Here is a 20,198-nt window from a genome sequence, read left to right on the forward strand (position 1 = left end):
CAAGGAGGAGCAAAATGAATAACCACGAAATTGATTTTAAATTACACGGGGATGACATGCAGTTTGTTGAAGTGGAACTGGATCCGAACGAAACGGTCATTGCTGAAGCTGGTGCTTTGATGATGATGGAAGACGGCATTGTGATGGAAACCATTTTTGGAGACGGCTCCAAAGGAGGCGGGTCCGGCATCATGGGCAAATTGATTGGAGCCGGTAAACGGGTTATTACGGGGGAAAGTTTGTTTATGACGACGTTTACCAACCAAGGAACAGGCAAGCGCCATGTATCTTTCGCATCGCCGTACCCCGGCAAAATCATTCCGATGGACTTGAGCACGCTCGGCGGAAAAGTCATTTGCCAAAAAGACGCTTTCTTGGCAGCCGCTAAAGGCGTATCCATTGGCATTGAATTCCAGCGTAAACTTGGCACCGGCTTTTTTGGAGGCGAAGGATTCATCATGCAAAAGCTGGAAGGCGACGGTTTGGCGTTCATCCATGCCGGTGGAACACTTTACCGCAAAAACCTGCAAAAAGGTGAAGTATTGCGCGTCGATACCGGCTGTCTCGTTGCGATGACTGCAGACGTTGATTATAATATCGAAATGGTCTCCGGCGTTAAAACCGCTTTGTTCGGCGGCGAAGGCCTGTTCTTCGCGACACTTCGCGGCCCTGGCAGCGTGTGGATTCAATCATTGCCTTTCAGCCGGCTCGCAAGCCGCGTCTTTGCTGCAGCTCCTCAAAACCCTGCCGGACGGTCCCAAGGCGAAGGCAGTGTTGCAGGCGGATTATTCGATTTGCTTGGCGGCAAATAAGCTTAACTATGCAAACAAAGACCCGAAGCCATTGTCAGGCTCCGGGTCTTTTGAAATTTCACTTTTTGCGTTTCTGCATTTCTTCAACCGCCCCATTGAATTTATCAAAATCAAATTCCAGGCTGTTCCGTTTATAGAAAAATAGGATCGATTCTTTTTCGCCTTGAGCGAGCAGATGATTCACTACTGCTTTCGGGCTTTTCATATTAATGCCTGCCTGGTCGGCATCTGCAAGTTTGTCTAAAATGTCATTTGGTATAACCGGCATTCCGGCAACCCCCTTTTCAATCGAGACTGCAGCAATTATGTCTGCCATCTGCTTTATTCAACTTCAATTTCTCTGATACATGACTTCCCCGGCAACTACCGTCATTTCTACTTGAGCTTCTAAAACCTGCTCCGGCAGCCCTTCGAATAAATCGCGGTCATAAATTGAAAAGTCGGCATCAAAGCCTTCAACAATCCGGCCTCGCTCATGCTCTTTGCAAATGGCCGCAGCGCTTCCACTCGTATAAAGTTGGATCGCTTCAAAACGGCTCAATTTTTCCTGCGGCATATAGCCTTCATGCGTTTCATATGGCTTTCTCCGGGTCACGGCCGCATAAATGCCCAAAAGCGGATTTACTTCCTCAATCGGCGCATCTGATCCACCGGCACAAATCAGCCCTTTAGCGAGCAAGCTCTTCCATGCGTAAGCCCACTTGATCCGTTCTTCACCGAGCCGTTCAATGACCCAAGGGAAATCGGAAGTGGTAAAACTCGGCTGCACATCCAAAGCCACGTCTATTTTTTGCATCCGTTCAACAAGGTCTTCACGAACGACCATGGCGTGGATCAGCCGGTCACGTTTGCCTTTTGGCACAGGATGCGCTTCGATGGCATCCAGCGCCTTTTCCATCCCCAAATCGCCGATGACATGGATAGCAACGGCTTCACCGTGCCGGCGTGCCATTGCAACCAGCTGCTTTAATTCCTCATCGGAATGGATAGCGACACCGCTTGTTGACGGGTCGTCGTTATAAGGTTTGCTGAGCAATGCCGTTTTTCCGCCGATGGAGCCATCAGCAAAAATCTTAATGGCGCCTGGGTCGATAAACGGTTCATCGTATTCAGCACTTTCAATCATTTTTTCAAAGACACTATGGGCACGCAGCAAATGGGCGCGGAATTTGATGTCTCCACCAATGACGTTCTTGAAAGCCTGCAAGGGCCTTGAATAATCGCCGTAATAACCCATATCTTCCGTATGAGCACCCGTCAGGCCGAGCGACAATAAATCTTCAACTGAAGTTTTCAGTGCATTCGTTAAATAATTGATGCTGACTTCCGGAATTTGGCCGGACACCAAATCCTGCGCAGCATCCAATAAATACCCAGTCGGTTCGCCGTCATTATCGCGGACAATGACACCGCCTTCCGGATCCGGCGTGTCTTTCGTAATGCCAGCAAGGTCCAAAGCTCTTGAATTGGCCAATACAGCATGGCGGCAGACGCGTTTCAGCATCATCGGCGAGCGGCTTATTTCATCCAGTTCCGTCCGGTGGAAGATTTTGCGGTCCGGAAAATTGTTTTCGTTCCAGCCTTCTCCGATAAACCAATCACCTTCTGCGAGATTGGCAGTTGAACGGATCAATTGATTTTTCATTTCTTCTGAAGAATCGATTTTGGACAAGTCTACCCGCAGCAGTTTTTCGCCATGCCCAATCATGTGCATATGGCTATCGACAAATCCAGGATAAATTACTTTTCCTTCCAGATTTATTTCTTGGTCTGCTGAGCCTTTTAGTTCTTCGTATGTACCTATTTTTTCTATTTTTCCGCTGGATACCAAAACTGCTTCCGCCGTTTCGCCTTCCACAGCCATCGTGTAAATTACTCCTCCATGCCATAACGTCTTCATGCTGTCACTCCTTTTCTAAATATAATGATAAATCCAAGTTCCGGCTTATACAACTACTAACCATTTCCAAGCCATTAAATTTCATGCCGAAACTTTCTGACGCGGAATAATGGGAATTTATGATATAATTAAGATACATTTTTTGAAAGCAGAGGTGAACCCTCCAAACCGGGGGGACCAATTGGACAGTATACTCATATTGAATTTGTTTTTGGTAGTTTTGTTAATTGCTTTAACCGCTTTGTTTGTCGGATCTGAATTTTCCATTATCCGTGTGCGGACATCCCGCATCGATCAGTTGATTTCAGAAGGCAGTAAAAGCGCGATGAAGACGAAAAAGATTGCAGATCATCTCGATTACTATTTATCGGCATGCCAGCTTGGCATCACCGTAACAGCTCTAGGACTGGGGTGGCTCGGTGAACCAACTGTAGAGCGCCTGTTGCATCCGGTTTTCGAGAATTTTGGAATTGGAGATCCAACTGCCTCCATCCTTTCGTTTACCATCGCTTTTGTAGCCGTCACTTATTTCCATGTTGTACTGGGTGAATTGGCACCAAAAACGCTTGCCATTCAGTATGCCGAAAAAATGGCTTTGTTCTTTTCAGGCCCACTGATTCTTTTCGGCAAAATCATGAATCCGTTTATCTGGTTGATGAACGGTTCTGCCCGCCTGCTGTTGCGTGCCTTCGGCATTGAACCGGCAGACCATGAACAGGCCCATTCAGAGGAAGAACTGAAAATCATTATGACTCAAAGTTATCAAAGCGGTGAAATCAATCAAACCGAACTAGCGTATATGCAGAACATCTTTTCATTCGATGAACGCTGTGCAAAAGATATCATGATTCCCCGAACGCAGATGGAATCCATTTCACTTGAAATGACCCACGATGATTTGATGGAAATTGTGCGCGAACATGAATATACCCGTTATCCCGTTACAGAAAATGGGGATAAAGACAATATTTTGGGCTTTGTCAATGTAAAAGAAATGCTGACAAACTATACAATTACCGAAGACATGAAAGAAAGCGTTGTTGTCCATGATATACCTTTCGTCATGGAAGCTGCTCCAATTCAAGACGTTTTAAGAACGATGCAAAAAGAGCGTGTCCATATGGCAATTGTCATTGATGAATACGGCGGAACTTCTGGCGTTATTACAATGGAAGACATTCTGGAAGAAATTGTTGGGGAAATCCGTGATGAATTTGATGAAGACGAACCCGATGAGATCAAAGCTGTAGATATAAATAATTACCTAGTAAACGGACGAGTCTTATTGTCTGACCTTGAAGAACGTTTTGGCATTACTTTTGAAGACAGTGAAGACATTGATACAATCGGCGGCTGGGTACAGCTGAAAAATATTGATATCCATGAAGGCGAAAAAGTTGAATTGCCGAATCACACGATCACCGTAAAAGAAATGGAAAACCACCAGATCATAACGGTCTTGTTGAGCCGCAAAGAAACGATCGAGTCTGACAAAGAACCTGTCGAAATAACCGAATAAGTTTACCTACAAAAAAACACCGCCTGCTCATCATCCGAGCAGGTGGTGTTTTGCTGTCTGTCATTGTTTTTTACCGATCAAGGATTTCTCATATTCGAATTTCTTCATCAGCATTTCCCCTGAAAAACCTTCTTCGATCAAGCGCGCCAAGATGTCTTTGGAATCGTCATCTGACGGGTCAGGCTGATCGTCCCGGTCAATCTCGACGACATTGTCTTCATTGCGGATCCAATCGGAAAAACTGCCGGTGTACAAGCGAAGCGACTCATGTCCCTTTTTTGCGAGCGCAGCATAAAGGCCGGCGGCTGAAACACCGCTGCCGCAATAAATAACAGCAGGCTCATTGTTTTGCAACACCGATGAAAAATCAGCATCATCGATAAATTGCTTATTTTTGACCAGCTGCTCCAAATCAAAATTCCGGGCACCTGGAATTCTTCCCGCCACCGGATCAATAGGCTCTTCAATTCCCGCATAGCGTTTTGCAGAGCGGGCATCTACTAATACCCCAAGTTCTTCTCCGTTGATGACCTTTTTCACATACTCTTGATCGGCATAGATTGCATCGTTGAAGGTCAAATCAATCTTGCTTGGAGCATAGCTTGTCGGTTCAGTTGAAACTTCAATGCCTTGTTTTTTCAATGCTTCAAATCCAATTTTGCTGATGTAGACCTCTTCAAATCCCGCGTACTTCAGCAGCCACCAGGCGCGGGCAGCATAAGCTGTGCCGCCTTGGTCATAAATGACAATTGTATCTTCATGGGTCAAACCGCTAGTGCGGATCAATTCGGCCAACTGTTCTTTGGAAGGCATGGGATGGCGGCCGGCGTTAGAAGCCATATCCGACAGGTCGTCATTCAAATCCCAAAAAACCGCGCCTTTTACATGTTCTTCGGCATATAATTGCCGTCCACTTTCCGGATTGTGGAGCTCAAATCTCGCGTCAATCCATCTGTAATTCCCGGTGTCCGTCGTTTTAATGAAAACTGTCATTGCTTACACCCTTTCCGCTAACAAATTAGAAAACAACTCTTTCCACTTATCCAGTATTTCTTGCTGCTGCAGCAGTGTACGCTCTGACTCAATTTGATTGATCGCCTGCCTTAAAGTATGCTGGCGCAAGCCTTCCGCTTCCTGGTCGATCCAAGCGTCTGCCCATTCCCCGAGCTTCACTTTTTCTCTCTCTAAATATTTTACCGCATCAGGCTCCATTAAAGCCTGCAAAGCGTCACGCAGTTTTTCTTTTTCATTTTTCTCGAAAAAGCTTCGATTGTTTTTATAATACGTTTTTACAGATGAATAATCTTTATGGGCAAATGGCCGGTCCACTTCGACAGCCGCTGCTTCTTCCACTTCGTATGGCGTAAATGAAAAATCCGGGTTCATGTCTTTTAACTTGGCCGTGTCATCTTTGAAGCGGGCTGCAATTTTCTTTTCGATTAACTGGGCCAACCGGAAATTGGTGACACGCAGCTCTTGCTGGAAATCAAATGCGGTCATTTCCGTCATTTCCTGCAATGCCGTATCCAAAGCTTGCTGAGCTGATTTGCCTGAGAACACGGAAGGGTTGAACGCTTCTTTGAAAAAATCATTGAAACGGTAGAAAACCCGCTGATTCACGTAATACAAAAGTTCGTTCAATTCCTGCAGCGCTTCTTGCGATAAAATGCGTGCCGGTGAAGCACTGAACAAGATGCGCAGTTGCTGTTCGAGCCGTTTCAGCTCTTCAAGCCGCTCATCTTTGCGCAAAAGGTTTTTTTCGGTTTGGGCAATCAACCCTTGGAACCGGTCAATTGCTTTTTGCTCTTCTTCTGCCAATGACTGGACAGCCATTCCTTTTAACTCGTCTTTCAGAAAATGCTGGAACGCCGTTTCGAATTCCGGCATGCCCGACACTTCACGGTCACGCAAAGCCATTAAACTTGAAACCCCGTAAAGCCGCGGAAAACGAATGCCAAAACGAAGCAATTCATCCTGGACGTATTGAATGACTTCATTTTTTTCCTGTTCATTATTCGCTAAGTCTATCGCGTTGACGATAAAGAACATTTTGTCCATTTCAAACGCATCTTTAACCCGCCCCAGTTGAATCAGGAATTCACGGTCTGCACGGGCAAACGCATGGTTATAATAAGTGATAAATAGAATGGCATCGGCATTTCGGATGTATTCAAAAGCGACATTCGTATGGCGCGCGTTGATGGAATCTGCTCCCGGAGTATCGACAAGCGTCACGCCGCTGCGCGTCAAATCACAGTCATAATAAAAATCGATTTCATCGACAAAACAGCTTCGCTCTTCTTTGGCTACGTACAACCCGAACTCTTCCCGGTCTGTTCGAATGGTTTTGCCAAGTTCTCCTTTAAAGTTAGGATAGCCTTTGCGGAATGCTGTGATAAAGGATTTATGGACTTGCTGCTCCGTCGCTTCATTTACCGGCAAGTTAGCTGATTTATCGAACGCCTCTTCCAAGGAACTGACTGCAATGCCGAGAGCCTGGAAAGAATTCTGCACATCTTCCGTCATTTGCGACACTGTTTTCAGCCGGACATCCGCTGTTTCATGAGGATGGTCTTTTGAAATCGGGCGGATGCGGTTGATGGTTGCCGTCGTCGGATTCGGCGATACCGGAAGCACCGTTTCTCCCATTAAAGCATTTGAGAAAGACGATTTGCCAGCGCTGAAAGCTCCGAATAACGCAATGGTAAATTCCTGATTTTGGAGTCTTCCTGCTTTCCGTTTCAAGTACTCCGCCGTTTCTGCAAATCCTTTGATCGAGCCGATGGTTTCGGCAGTCCGGCTTGCCCGTTCAACGACTGCCCCTTCATCCAACACTGAAAGAGAATGGCTTTCAGGCTGAGCTGCTTCTTCGTTTGGCAGTATAGTTTCTGTTTCCAGCATGGAAGGGTCAAATTTAACCATTTCCTCGATTTTCACTTGGAAGCTTTCTTGCCATTGCTGGACTTTTTCTTCTGCTGCCTGTTTTTGTTTAGGAAGCATGGCTGAAAATGCCCTTTTCACTTTATCGATGCGTTCGTCCATTTCTTCTAAAGTTTTGATGGCCAGCACTTTTTGGTTTAATTGTTCGGCTTTCATATCGATTTCCGTGCTCAAATCATCTGATAGCCCGTTGAATTGTTCTTCTTGCGCATTTTTCCAGGCTTCTGTTTCCCGGACAAACCATCTCTGCACCGCAGTTGAAATGCTGTTCGCAAAGTTCAGCACAGCGTCACCTGTGATGGAAGCACCTCGCGGAACCTGCTCTTCGACCAATGAAAACGGCACGTCAAAGACCAAGTCATCAATCGCAAGCGATTCTGAATCTGTTAAATGCCCTGCATCTTTTAATGAGGTTTTCATCAATTTCTTGAGGTGAGAAGTGATTTGTGATGCCACTACTGATGACAATCTGTCTTGGACTTCCAATTTCCGCAATTCACGTTCTTCTTGTGTTTTCTTGGCGCTGAACAGCAGCCCGACTTTGAAGTTCGGCTGCACCGATTCCAAATAATTGGTCAAGGCATTACGCAATTCATACGGCATGATGTTCGAGTTTTCCAAAAGCTGTTTGCGGCTTTTCTCGAAATTCAATTTCCAGTCTTCATAATCCATGACGGATAACCGGCGGGAAACCGAATCGCTTTCCTTTTTCAAGTCTTCCCGCATCTGCCATTCTTCTTCTGTAAGGACCGAGGAAAAAGCCTGGAGCCGTTCATTTTTTTCATCTTCTAAAAACTGAACATGCTCATCTTTTAATTGCTGCAAAGCAGATTCAGCAGCAATTCCAACATGGCCTTGCCAGCCTTCCATAACAGACGATACCAGAGCTTTTACTTGTTCAAAATCATTTCCAGGATAGGCAAAGTCCTTTAAGGAAGTGAAAAAGATTCCTTTCGGCACAACGCCCCATGCTGCAAATGAGTCATGAACCGATTGGGTGAATTCTGTAAAAGTCAGTTCACTGCTTTGGTGTTTGTCGATTTGATTGACAATCAAGTATAAATCCGTATATTTCTGCAGTTCTTTCGTGAAATTGAAGTTCAACTCGGACTGCACATGGTTGTAGTCCATGACATAAAACACCATGTCTGCGACATGAAGCGCCGATTCGGTTGACATCCGGTGGGCATCATCGGTGGAATCGACACCTGGTGTATCCATTACGGTAATGCCTTCAGGCAAGACGGAATCTTCATGTCCGATGTCAATCTGAGTGACTTCCCCGCTTTTGCAGAAGGCTTTCACTGCTTCAAAATCATAGTTCTCAGGAAAGTATACCGGTTTTTCGTTTTTCAGATTGACGATGGCGAAATCGGCGTCGGCTTTGTGCACATTGACGATATTGGCACTGGTTGGAATCGGGCTAGACGGCAACAGCGTCTCTCCGGTCAGCGCATTGATCATCGATGATTTCCCCGATGAGAAATGACCGGCGAATCCGATGATGAAATTATTTTTCAAGATCTTTTTGGCAAATAATTCGGCTTTTGCCGCGCGCTCTGTGTCTTCATTTTCCTCGAATATATGATATAGTCTTGCCGTCTCAATTAAACCTTCTTTATGCTCTAGCACTGTCATGTTGCAAAACTCCTTCATCAAATACTGCTACTATCATATCATTTTTTGCACGTGAACGAAAAAAATCCTTTTCGTTTAAGAAAAGGATTTAATCACAATCATGAGATTGATGTCCGGACCTTATGAAAAACCGTGAATGGTCATGCCACCGTCCACAAACAAGGTTTGGCCGGTTATGTAGCTCGCTGCCTCTGAAGCCAGGAATACCACAGGAGTTGCTACTTCAGGCAATTCCCCAACCCGTTTCATCGGCGTCACTGCAAGAATCGAATCCAAATAATCCTGATCGCTTAATAACTTCTCCGTTAACGGCGTTTTAAAATACCAAGGCCCAATCGCATTGACCCGGATATTTTGAGGCCCCCATTCCATAGCCATCACTTTGGTCATTTGAATGATGGCCGCTTTTGAAGCTGCATAAACAACGCCCGTTTTCAGCGCACGCTCCCCGCCTACAGAACTGATGTTGATGATGGAACCGCCCCCTTTCATTTTCTTAACGGCTTCCTGCGAGAACATAAAAACGCTATGGGCATTGGTATCCATGATCTTATGCCATTCATCGTCGCTTGCATCTGCCAAGGATGAGCGGATGTTCATGCCTGCATTATTGACGAGGACATCAATGGCGCCGAATTGTTCAATTGTCTTTTCCACGGCGTTTTGAATTTGTTCCCGTACTGTTATATCTGCAACGATATAAGCCGTCCGGCCGTTGCCGATTTCTTTTTGCACCGCCACGAGATCCGATTCTGTGCGTGCGACCAGCATCAAATTTGCTCCCGCTTCCGCCACCGCTAATGCAATCGCCTTGCCGATCCCTTTACCAGCACCGGTCACGATAGCCGTTTTGCCTTCTAAACTAAATGACTTCAACATGGAAAATCCCCTCCTCTCTTTATTATAATCAAAATTGTTAATAAATTGGCGTGAAATTGAATAATGGTTATCCATTTGCCTCGCTTTGAGCCGGTTGGACATAAACGATGCTGAGTTGGGCATATATTGAGTGAAGTTGGGCATAAAGCAATCACACTTGGGCATAACACTATTGAAATTTGGCATAACCTTGCCACGCATCCAATTTCTTATAAATAGACAATAAAAAAACGGCTTTAAAAGCATGCCGCTTTTAAAGCCGTTCGGTGTTTAATTCAGCTGATAAATTTTCGTATACTTCTGCTCCAGGTAGCTGGCCAGATGCTCCGCATTCAAGCCTTCTCCGGTTGCATCCTGCAAAATTTCGAGCGGTTTCTTAACAGCTCCGTGCTTGTGGATATTTTCAGTCAGCCATTCACGGATCGGTGTAACATCGCCTTGCTCCAGCAACTCATCATAATCCGGTAAATCCTTTAGCATGGCGTTTTTGAATTGCGCCGCATAAATATAGCCGAGTGCATACGAAGGGAAATAACCGAAACTTGCGCCTGCCCAGTGAACGTCCTGCAAAACGCCTTCCGCATCATTCGACGGGCGGATCCCCAAATACTCTTCGTATTTATCGTTCCACAGCCGCGGCAGATCTTTAACTTCCAAGTCTCCATTAAACAGCCCTTTTTCCAGCTCATAGCGGATCATAATATGAAGTGCATACGTCAGTTCATCCGCTTCGATGCGAATCAGCGATGGCTTCGATTCATTAATGGCGCGCCAGTAATCGGCAACTTCAATGCCCTTGAACTGCTCCGGTGCGTATTGTTTTAAAAGCTCAAAATTTTTGTTCCAGAACTTATCGTTGCGTCCGACAAAGTTCTCGAAAAACAGCGATTGGGATTCATGAATGCCCATTGAAGCACCGGTTTCCACCGGCAGCCCAGACAATTCTTCACCGAGGTTCTGTTCGTATAAAGCATGCCCGCATTCATGGATCGTACCAAATACGGCGGTGCGGAAATCTTTTTCATCGTATTTCGTCGTCACCCGGATATCTTTCCGGTTGATATTGGTCATGAACGGATGAACCGTTTCATCAAGTCGGCCGGCTTCGAAATCATAGCCTAATTGGCCAAGGATTTCATAGCTGAAATCCCGCTGTGCTTCTTTCGGAAAATGGCCGAAAAGAAAACCGGTTTGGGGCTTGTGTTCGGAATCGGCAATTTTTTGGACAAGCGCAATAATGCGTTCACGCAGTTCACCAAAAACTTTGTCCAGGATTTCCGTCGTCATGCCTGGTTCGTATTGATCAAGCAATGTGTTATAAGCGCTGCCGTTTTTCTCGCCCCAATAACCGATCATTTTTTTCGTGGTCGCAACCAACTTCTCCAAGTAAGGCTCAAACATGGAAAAATCTCCGGCAGCTTTTGCATCTTCCCATACAGATTCCGCTTTGGACTGCAAAACAACAAATTCCCTGTACTCTTCAGGCGGAATCTTTTTGCTTAAGTCATACTCTTTTCGTGATTCTTCCACGGAACGGCGCATCACGGGAACTAACCCATCTTTTTCCGCTTCCAATGCAGAAAGCAGTTCGCCGAAAGCGTCTGAAGTCGACAGCGCAAATAATTCAGACGATAAAGTTCCGATTGTCTCTGAACGCAGATCGACGCCTTTTTTCGGTGCGCCAGTACGAAGATCCCAATACAATAACGCAAGGGCTTCCTGATAAGCACGCATTTTTCCCGCATGTTCCACAAATTGTTGTTCGAGCGTCATCTAAATCCCTCCAAAACAGACTTTAAGCCCATTGTAACACAAGACTTTAGAAGGATTAAAAATTTTCTGCAGGAACCGGCAAAATCTGATTCCACAAATGCTCGACAACCAATTCTTCCTCATTCAACAATAAATGGATTTCTCCATAATCGTTCGAAGTGCGGATCAATCGGCCGATGCCTTGCTGAATGCGCAGCTGCATAAACGGCAAATCAATTTCCTCAAGCGGATTAGTGCTGAATTTGCGTTTCGCTTCGAAAACAGGATCCTGCGGCGGAAATGGCAAATCGACAATGATGACTTTTGTCAACGCTTCACCAGGTAAATCAAGGCCTTCCCACAGGTGATACGAACACAGCACTTGGAATTTGCCTTCCTGGAATTCTTTCACAACTGTCGATAGTTCCCGATCCCCTTCGAATTCAATGCGGTATTGATGGTCAAGCGGCAATGAACGCTTAAAATTGTCCATGTCCATTTTTGATTTGAACAAGACAAGCGTCTGGTCCCCTGTTGAAAATAAATCATAGACACGGCCGAACTTATCGGTCTGCTTCAAAGGATGTTTGAATACTTTCATGACGTCTTCATAATCAAATGGAGACGGCACTGAAAATGATTGGAAATCGTCTATTCCTAAGCTGTCCGCAATATACGTAAAATCTTTTTGAATGGACAATGTTGCGGAAGAAAAAATGATCGGCACTTTGCCATCAAAGAATTTTTCATCCAGGATATCCGTGACGAGACGCGGCATAATGACCAATGTCTCGATTTCATCTTTCACTTCAAGCCAGTTGATGGCATCGCCTTCTTCAATAAACAATTTCATCGAAAACGTATAAAGTTCGAAATATTCTTCCGCCAGCTTTAAATCGTATTCCGGAATGGTATAAAGTTCTCCTTCGAACACAAATTCCTCCAGCAGCTCGTTGATTGTGTCGACCAGCTCACGGCCTAGCCCCAATAATTCGGCGGTCTTTCGTATTCCTTTGCGGTCTTCATGGCTTGCGATGGTATTTTTGCGCAGTTCGCGGAAAAAGTCATTGTGCAAATCAATCGTTTGTTCAATCAATCTCAAGGTTTTTTCTCTTACTCCATCAACCATGACGCGTTCAGTGACATTTAAAAGCGTCATTTCCTGCACTTCGTAAGTCAACGCCCGTTGAGCGGCGAATTCCAGCAAATGCCCTTCATCAAGAACCACCAGAGAATAATCCGGCAATAGCGGCGTCTGTCCTTCACGCGTGCGTGTTTCTTTTGTCCAGATATGCTCCATCAGGAAATCGTGCGAGCAGATAACCAGGTCGGTCGCTTGGCGGTAATGGTTGCGGTGGATGGTCTGGCCGCATTTATTGCGGAGTTCGCAAGCCTGGCAATTTTGGATAGGATGGTAATTGACTTGCTGCCATTCTTCATCCGTCACATCGGGATAACTCGAGCGTTCCCCGTAAGGATAGGTATTCTGCATCGAAAAAGTTTTGTTGACGAATTCAGGAAGGCTGTCTTCAATATCGTACAAAAAATCAGCGTCGCTGCGTTTTTGTGCACCTTCAAAGCGCTGCAGACATAAATATTGATCGCGTGATTTTGCCAGGCGGACATCCAGTTTTAAATCGAACAAATCGTTCAACCGGTCGATATCCCCGCCTTTTTTCACAAGCTGTTCAATCAGCGTTTCATCCGCACAGGAAATCAATGCCGGTTTGCCGGTATAGCGGGCGTAAGCAATCGCAGGCAGCAAATAAGCCAAGGTTTTCCCAGTGCCGACTCCAGCTTCAGCGAAAAGCACCGATTTTTCTTTTAACGCCTGTTCAATCTGGAATGCCATAAAGATTTGTTCATCACGCAAATCAAAGCCTTTTTCCGGCAATTCGTCGTAAAACACGTCACCGATCCAATCGTTGAGCGATTCAAAAAATGTTTTATCTTTACTTAATGGAAATGGTATAGGCTGTCTCATAAGTTCTCCTCACAGAGAAACGGAAGAGCTCCGGCCCTTCCGTTCTCGAGTCATTTATTTTTTGGCCGTTCTCCCCAGAATTGGAACAAATCTGTGCGAATAAAACCATTGAATAATTTTCGTTTTTTAGTTGCTGGCTGACCGTAATGCGTCTCGAATTTTTCCATCGATGACAAGATGTAAATCGACCAAGTCGGGTGTTTGGAAAAGATCTGGCCCATATCACTGATCATCTGTTCAATCACTTCTACTTCACCAATCCGCTCTCCGTACGGCGGGTTCCCGACAACAACGCCATTTTCTTCATGCGTCACAAAGTCTTTCACTTGGCGCTGCTGGAATTGAATGATATCGGCGAATCCGGCTTCCCGGGCATTTTCCTCCGCTACTTTGATCATGCGATGATCGATATCGGTGCCGAGGATATTCAGCGGTTGGTCGTAATTCGCCAATTCCTCCGCTTCTGCACGGACATCATCCCAGATTTGCTGTTTCATCCATGGCCATTCTTCACTGTCAAAATCGCGGTTATAGCCTGGTGCAATATTTTGGCCGATCATCGCTGCTTCAATGACTATCGTCCCGGATCCACAGAAAGGATCTACAAACGGCCGGTCCGGTGTCCATCTTGAAAGCTTCACTAAAGCTGCCGCCAACGTTTCTTTCAATGGCGCTTCCCCTTGGTCTAAGCGGTATCCGCGCTTATGCAGGCCGGCTCCGCTTGTGTCGATCGACAATTGGACTTTATCTTTTAAAATGGAGACTTCAATTTTAAAACGGGCTCCAGATTCATCTAAGAACGAGTTTCGTTTATAAGCTTTTTTCAATCGTTCCACAATCGCTTTTTTCACAATCGACTGGCAATCCGGCACGCTGTAAAGCTTCGATTTAACCGATTTTCCTTGGACCGGAAAATTCGCATCGACCGGAAGGAATTTTTCCCACTCAATTTCTTTTGTGCGTTCGAATAATTCATCAAACGAATAAGCATTAAATTCACCGGCAATGATTTTTACGCGGTCTGCAGTGCGCAGCCATAGATTCGCTTTTGCGATATCCCGTTCGTCTCCTTCAAAAAAGACCTTGCCGTTCTCTGTTTGTGTCTGGTATCCCAATTCTTTTACTTCGTCCGCTACAATCGATTCAAGACCCATTGCAGCAGTTGCTAACAGTTTAAACTTACTCATAACTACTTCCTTTCCTGTTGCAGGTTATTTCTAATTTTTGTATATATAATTATCATTTAAGAATTTATCTTTATTATACCGCTTCGGCCGCTTTGGGTAGGACTCCCGCCATGAGCCGAGAAGAACACTCATCTCATCGCTTCGCCCTTGGACGCGCCTACGCTAGAGAGGTTTTCTAGAAAAGAGATCATCACTTAGATTGCTTTCTAATGATTGCTTACTTAGATATGGAGCCAAACAGCGGAGACGCCTGCGGGATAGCGAGACCCCGCAAGGCGCGAAGCGACTGAGGAGGCTTGGCGCTCGCCCGCAGCTCTAAAACATATGCTCCTGCGCAAGCTCGTCGCAAAGCTATCGGCCGAAATGATTCGGCCAATAGCTTCGCAGCTGTTTTGCGGAATATCTACAGCTAAAATAATTAGTTCAACCTAAATAGGTATGAAACAATACAGCTATAAACACTGTACTGCCTCTGCGCTAGCTTTGTCGAAAAGACTTGGCCTTACAAATCTCGGCCAGAAAACATGCGCTCTTGCATCGCTGCGGAATCTCGGCATATATAGACGAATAATGCCATATATATTATTTATCCTTTTTAGGAAAGTTAAGTATATTTTCTGTAATAAGTAGAAAAGCCCCCCTAAAGGAGAGCCTTTGATGACAATTTAAAGCCAAAAGAAATTCTATAAGCCATGTTTTGTTTCCACGTACTCAAACGGCTTGCACCTCGTACTAGTGGACGGCAACCATCTATCTGCATGCCTAAAGCTTGCCTCTTCATCGGTTCATTTCCTTCAGAAAAGTGCCCCTACCATAATTTGGGTTTCTCACTCGCGGGGTTTACCTCGTTCCACCTGCATAATTTCTTATACAGCTCCGTCACTGTGGCACCTTCAGGGTATTTCGGCCATATCCGAAGACTTAGGCGTTCTACCCGCCGTCAACTGCAAAAGCAGCTGCCTTAGCTTATTGTTTCGCTAAGCGCGATCACTACGGCCATCGCAGGTCCGTGTGAGCATGGACTTTCCTCTCCGGTAAAATACCGGAGCGATTGCCAGAATTTCCAATGGCTTAACAAGTATACGTTATTTCGTTGAATAATTCAATGGAATTTACTTGTTGTTCAATTTATTGCCGAATACGTGGTTTTCAAGATGAGACAATCGGCGCAAAATATCAAAATTTGTTGTACCCGGAGCCGGAGCGGCCTGTCTTCTCGGCGCTTCTTCCAGTTCTGCACGCAAGCGTTTGTTCTCGTTTTGAAGCTGTTCGATTTTTTTCGAAAAAATCTCGTAGTCTTGAATAATTTCATCTAAAAAATGGTCTACTTCGTCTTGATTATAGCCGCGCATCCCAGTTTTAAAATCTTTTTCTAAAATGTCTTTTGCTGTGAATTTATTGTCCATTTTTATCGTCCTTCCATAAGGTGAAACTGCAATTAGTGAAGAATTCCTACCCTGTTCATTGCTCGCTGAACCATTCGAACTTGTTCGGGCAGTTCTTACTGCCCTTTAATATGGGATTTTAAAAAACTGCCTTACGCTAAGTATAGCATAAGGCAAGTTTTCCGTGTTTAGTTCTGGGCAACTTCAGGCCGTTTTTTTCGCTTTTTTCCTTCCAAACGCAATAACCTTTTGTCGATATCCTGGATAAGCGAATTCCGTACTTTTGTATGCTGGATCGCTTCTTTCGCAAAACCTGCCATGATAATCGCCTGATCCAGATTGCCGAGCTGGTGTTCATATAATTTAGCTGCGTGAATCCATGCCTCCACTTCAACTGCTCCGCGTAAATGAGGAGCCGCTTCTTTGAACAGCTGCACCGCTTCCTCGTGCTGGCCGTTTCGCTTTTTCTGGATAGCCAGCAAGAACCTGGCAAACGCCGCAGAACTTCCGCGTTGTTGGGTGACATGTTCCAGATACGCGGCACTTTGGTCGAATTGCTTTAAATCCGCGTACCATTTCCCAATATTTGTATAAGCGCCACTTGTCTCAGAAAGCAAATCCTGCATCAGCAAATCTGAAGACAATACGTATAATGACACGAGCGATAATATATCGAGTTCATTATGGTACAGGACTTTTGCCAAGCCATCTGGAAAACCGCTTTTCACCGCATCCAGATAAATCGGCGGAATCAAATAGCCTGGCACGTCTCCTTCACGGATAAAACCAAGTTTTTCTTCTTCAATCGTGCTTAGTTTCATGCGTGCCAATTCGTTTTTCCAAATCCGTTTTGTGCCATGGAACAAATCTATTTGCTGCGGAGTCGGCAGCTTCGGCAATACTTGGCGGTGCATCGTCCATCTGGACGTCAATTGCGGCCAGTCAAAGCTTTTGCCGTTATAGGAAAAAATAATCGGTTCCTCATCGCGCCATAAGCCGGTCTCATACAAAAACGCCGCTTCGTGCGAAGGGTCCGGCATAATATACTGTGTCATTTCAAAATGATCCTCTTTTTGGACCAGCAAGCCAATCAGAAAAATATAGGCTCCAGTTCCGCTGAGCCCGGTCGTTTCCGTGTCAAAAAAGACAATCGGGTCTCCTTGCTTCAGCTTGAACGGATGTTCAAACGGCGTCTGTTCCCACGCGGCCAAAACCCGGTTCAATTCATCTAATTGCACTTTGCCATGTATTTGATGAAGAGGGTAATGTATTTTTTTCTCATAGACAAAACCGAATTTATTTTCTTTCAGCTCTAGTCCGATCTTACGCCATTCCTTTTCGTAAAGCGGGCGTTCGACCGCTCTCGCTGGCTGTTTCTTAGCCGGCTGCTTTTTCAGCATGCCTTTCATCTGGAGAAGCTTATTTTCAAAAGACATGGACCGCTCACCTCTCTTTGCGAAGCTCGTTCAATAACTTGATGACATGGCTTTTCATGCTGATGGCCGCGTCCTGGGCTCCGATGCATGACGGACAGCCGTCCAGGCATGGACATTCTGATACGTGCTCTTGCGCTTTATCCAACAGCGGCTGCCATAAATCATATATCCGTTCACTGATGCCAATGCCGCCTGGATAAGAATCATGGATGAAAAATGACGGCATGTCGTTATGAGTCGATTTAACTTGCGGCACGACATGCACATCGCGGCGGTCGCATTGCACAAAAATCGGGATGAACGATTCAATGGCATAAGCTGCACCGGTCATGGTATCCGATAATTCCGAATCGCTAAAGCCGTCGGGTTTGGCAAAGCTCAGCCATGTCGAAGAAGTATGCAATTCCTCAGCGGGCAATGAAATCGGTCCAGAGCCGATATTATCATGGGTATCAAAACGGATTTTCTTAAATATCGTCGGCATGGCGAGTACAGCAATATCTCCGTATTGAACATCCGCATCATGCAATTTTTTGGTTTTGTCTTCACTCATCACTTTCAACTCAATTGCCAGATTGGCATCGGTAAAATAATCAACGTCCACTTCGCGGACATAGGCTTTTTTCTCTTCCCAGTCCAAAATTTCGACTTGGAACTGAGTGCCTTGATGCAGGTAAATCGCTTCTTCATGCAATAAAGTCAAGGCGCTGAAGCGGTCCATTTCTCCGATGACTCTCGTATCGGCAGGAACAGACTGGTCGATGATAACGACGTTTTCCTGCGATGCTGACCGCAGCGATATATCATGAGCCGGGAAACGGTCGCTCATCCAGTGCCAGCGGTCAGAAGTTTGGACCAGGACGCCTTGTTCCTGCAAATACTCAAGCAACTCCTGCACTTCAAATTCACCGTATTGGTCATCCGTTCTGAACGGCAATTCAAACGAGGCGCATTTTAAATGATCCATCAGGATGATAATATTTTCCGGATGGATCCGCGCTTCTTCCGGTGACTGGTCAAGCAAGTATTCCGGATGATTGATAATATACTGGTCCAGCGCTGTAGATTGCGCTACATAAACGACAAGTGATTCATCCTGTCTTCTTCCCGCTCTTCCCGCCTGCTGCCAAGCGCTCGCAATATTGCCGGGATAACCCGTCATGATGCATGCCTGCAGTTGGCCGATATCAACGCCAAGTTCGAGCGCATTGGTCGAAACCACGCATTTGATCGTCCCATCCCGCAGCCCTTTTTCAATAGCACGCCGTTCGGTTGGCAAATAGCCTCCCCGGTAGCCTTTGATCGATTCATCCTGCAGCTTGGTTTTTGTTATGGCTTGCAGATAAGTGACCAGCATTTCAACCCGTACCCGGCTTTTGGCAAAAACAATCGTTTGTATCCCTTGTTTCACCAGATGGGTAGCCAAATCGCGGACTTCCAAAATCGCACTTCTCCTTACGCCGAATGTCGGATGGATAATCGGCGGATTGTAGAAGATAATATGCTTTTTGCCGGAAGGCGCCCCGTTTTGGTCAATCAAAATATGCTCTGTGTTTGTCAGGTTCTCGGCAAGCTCTTTTGGATTGGCAATCGTCGCTGATGTACAGATGAATACCGGATTGCTGCCATAAAATTCACAAATCCGCTTTAAGCGGCGGATTACGTGGGCAACATGTGTACCAAAAACACCTTTATAAGTATGGAGCTCGTCTATCACTATATAATGAAGGTTTTCAAAAAGTGATACCCATTTTGTATGATGGGGCAAAATCGCTGAGTGCAGCATATCGGGATTGGTCATGACGATCTGTCCCGCTTTTCTCACTTTCGTCCGGATGGCTGGAGAAGTATCGCCATCGTAAGTGTACGATAAAATATCCTGCTCAGTTTTTTCAATCAAATCATGCAGATCGCTTTTCTGATCCTGCGCCAATGCTTTTGTCGGAAATAAATATAAAGCCCGGGCTCCGGGGTCGTTGAGGATTTTATGAAGCACCGGCAAATGGTAGCAATAAGATTTTCCGGACGCTGTCGGAGTAACTGCAGTAAATGATTTTCCGCTCACTGCCAAATCGAAAGCCTGGCGCTGATGCGTATACAATTGGCCGATGCCTTTTTTGCGGAGTGCCGCTTTCAGGCTTTCGTGCATGTCGGCTGGAAAATCTGCATATGCAGCCGGCTTTTCTTTGACTGTATGCCAATGCTCAATCCGTTCCATCATATCCGGTTCGGTTTTCCACTCTTTCAATAGTTCAGGCAATTTTTTTCTTCTGATCATGTTTCTTCGCTCTTTTCGTCGATTGCCAGCATAAAGGTTTGCAGCGTATACTGTGCAGCTTGAATGGTCTGGATAAAGCGCTTCTTGCTGGTCTCTTTATAGAAACTTTGCACAAAAAACTGCGCCATCCCTTCAGCGGCATTATCGATCTGTGGTTTGTGTACATATTTAGGGCGTTCTTGCTGAATGTACAACAGGGATTCCCGTTGCCATTCATTTATCTTTTCGTGCCAATAATCTGCGTATGGTTTTACTTCTTCATAAAAGTCCGAAACCGCATCCCGCTCACGCATATCGTAAAAACGGTCCAGGCATTTTCCGCATTCGTCATATAATACGGAAGAGAGTTCTCTAACTGTCATATTGCGTCCCTCCATTGCCATTAGTTTATCATAGAAGCGAAAACGGTACGAATATTAATCCGCTGGCAGATAGCGGTGACCAGCTGGCTAATAAAGCCCTCTTTGAGCTATTAATGAAATAGAAAG

Annotated in this window: 14 protein-coding genes and 1 other RNA gene; 2 read left to right on the forward strand and 13 right to left on the reverse strand. The window is 45.5% G+C overall.

From position 1 onward, the window contains the following. Positions 1–14: 14 nt before the first annotated feature. Positions 15–812 (forward strand): TIGR00266 family protein, encoded by a 798-nt coding sequence (locus QWY16_RS11810; RefSeq protein ID WP_300989422.1) that lies wholly within the window; start codon positions 15–17, stop codon positions 810–812. 58 nt (positions 813–870) lie between these two features. Here QWY16_RS11810 and QWY16_RS11815 read toward each other — a convergent pair whose 3' ends face one another. Together QWY16_RS11815 and QWY16_RS11820 are read right to left on the reverse strand one after the other, a co-directional pair. Further along, positions 871–1,080 carry a hypothetical protein gene (locus tag QWY16_RS11815; protein ID WP_300989423.1) on the reverse strand — a complete coding sequence of 70 codons (210 nt, stop codon included), beginning with the start codon at positions 1,078–1,080 and terminating at the stop codon, positions 871–873. Positions 1,081–1,143: 63 nt separating this feature from the next. Further along, positions 1,144–2,712 carry an amidohydrolase gene (locus tag QWY16_RS11820; protein WP_300989424.1) on the reverse strand — a complete coding sequence of 523 codons (1,569 nt, stop codon included), beginning with the start codon at positions 2,710–2,712 and terminating at the stop codon, positions 1,144–1,146. 181 nt (positions 2,713–2,893) lie between these two features. Here QWY16_RS11820 and QWY16_RS11825 point away from each other — a divergent pair, with 181 nt between their 5' ends. After that, a complete protein-coding gene (locus QWY16_RS11825; protein ID WP_300989425.1) occupies positions 2,894–4,231 on the forward strand; it encodes a hemolysin family protein in 1,338 nt (445 codons plus the stop codon). A 60-nt stretch (positions 4,232–4,291) separates the two neighbouring features. Here the strand turns inward: QWY16_RS11825 and QWY16_RS11830 are convergent, their stop codons facing one another. The 11 genes from QWY16_RS11830 to QWY16_RS11880 all read right to left on the reverse strand — a co-directional run bounded on the left by QWY16_RS11830 (position 4,292) and on the right by QWY16_RS11880 (position 20,072). Then, the gene (locus QWY16_RS11830; RefSeq protein ID WP_300989426.1) at positions 4,292–5,224 is read right to left on the reverse strand and encodes a sulfurtransferase; all 933 of its coding nucleotides are present in this window, start codon (positions 5,222–5,224) and stop codon (positions 4,292–4,294) included. A gap of 3 nt (positions 5,225–5,227) precedes the next feature. Continuing rightward, positions 5,228–8,809: a dynamin family protein gene (locus QWY16_RS11835; RefSeq protein WP_300989427.1), complete on the reverse strand. Its 3,582-nt coding sequence runs from the start codon at positions 8,807–8,809 to the stop codon at positions 5,228–5,230. Positions 8,810–8,929: 120 nt separating this feature from the next. After that, the gene (locus QWY16_RS11840; protein WP_300989428.1) at positions 8,930–9,688 is read right to left on the reverse strand and encodes an SDR family NAD(P)-dependent oxidoreductase; all 759 of its coding nucleotides are present in this window, start codon (positions 9,686–9,688) and stop codon (positions 8,930–8,932) included. 270 nt (positions 9,689–9,958) lie between these two features. Continuing rightward, positions 9,959–11,461 (reverse strand): carboxypeptidase M32, encoded by a 1,503-nt coding sequence (locus QWY16_RS11845; RefSeq protein WP_300989429.1) that lies wholly within the window; start codon positions 11,459–11,461, stop codon positions 9,959–9,961. Positions 11,462–11,516: 55 nt separating this feature from the next. Then, positions 11,517–13,424, reverse strand: a complete 1,908-nt coding sequence (locus QWY16_RS11850) for an ATP-dependent DNA helicase (protein ID WP_300989430.1) — start codon at positions 13,422–13,424, stop codon at positions 11,517–11,519. Between the two features lie 50 nt (positions 13,425–13,474). Further along, positions 13,475–14,611 carry a THUMP domain-containing class I SAM-dependent RNA methyltransferase gene (locus tag QWY16_RS11855; RefSeq protein ID WP_300989431.1) on the reverse strand — a complete coding sequence of 379 codons (1,137 nt, stop codon included), beginning with the start codon at positions 14,609–14,611 and terminating at the stop codon, positions 13,475–13,477. Between the two features lie 681 nt (positions 14,612–15,292). Next, positions 15,293–15,674: RNase P RNA component class B (rnpB, locus tag QWY16_RS11860), an RNA gene on the reverse strand. 49 nt (positions 15,675–15,723) lie between these two features. Further along, positions 15,724–16,017, reverse strand: a complete 294-nt coding sequence (gene gpsB, locus QWY16_RS11865) for a cell division regulator GpsB (RefSeq protein ID WP_300989432.1) — start codon at positions 16,015–16,017, stop codon at positions 15,724–15,726. A gap of 167 nt (positions 16,018–16,184) precedes the next feature. Beyond that, positions 16,185–17,432, reverse strand: coding sequence for a ribonuclease H-like domain-containing protein (locus tag QWY16_RS11870; RefSeq protein WP_300989433.1), 1,248 nt, complete (start codon positions 17,430–17,432; stop codon positions 16,185–16,187). Positions 17,433–17,439: 7 nt separating this feature from the next. Then, a complete protein-coding gene (locus tag QWY16_RS11875; RefSeq protein ID WP_300989434.1) occupies positions 17,440–19,710 on the reverse strand; it encodes a DEAD/DEAH box helicase in 2,271 nt (756 codons plus the stop codon). Then, positions 19,707–20,072 (reverse strand): YppE family protein, encoded by a 366-nt coding sequence (locus QWY16_RS11880; RefSeq protein WP_300989435.1) that lies wholly within the window; start codon positions 20,070–20,072, stop codon positions 19,707–19,709. Before QWY16_RS11880 ends, QWY16_RS11875 begins: the two co-directional genes overlap by 4 nt. Between the last annotated feature and the right edge of the window lie 126 nt (positions 20,073–20,198).

The organism is Planococcus shenhongbingii, assembly GCF_030413635.1.
In the GTDB taxonomy this organism is placed as follows: domain Bacteria; phylum Bacillota; class Bacilli; order Bacillales_A; family Planococcaceae; genus Planococcus; species Planococcus shenhongbingii.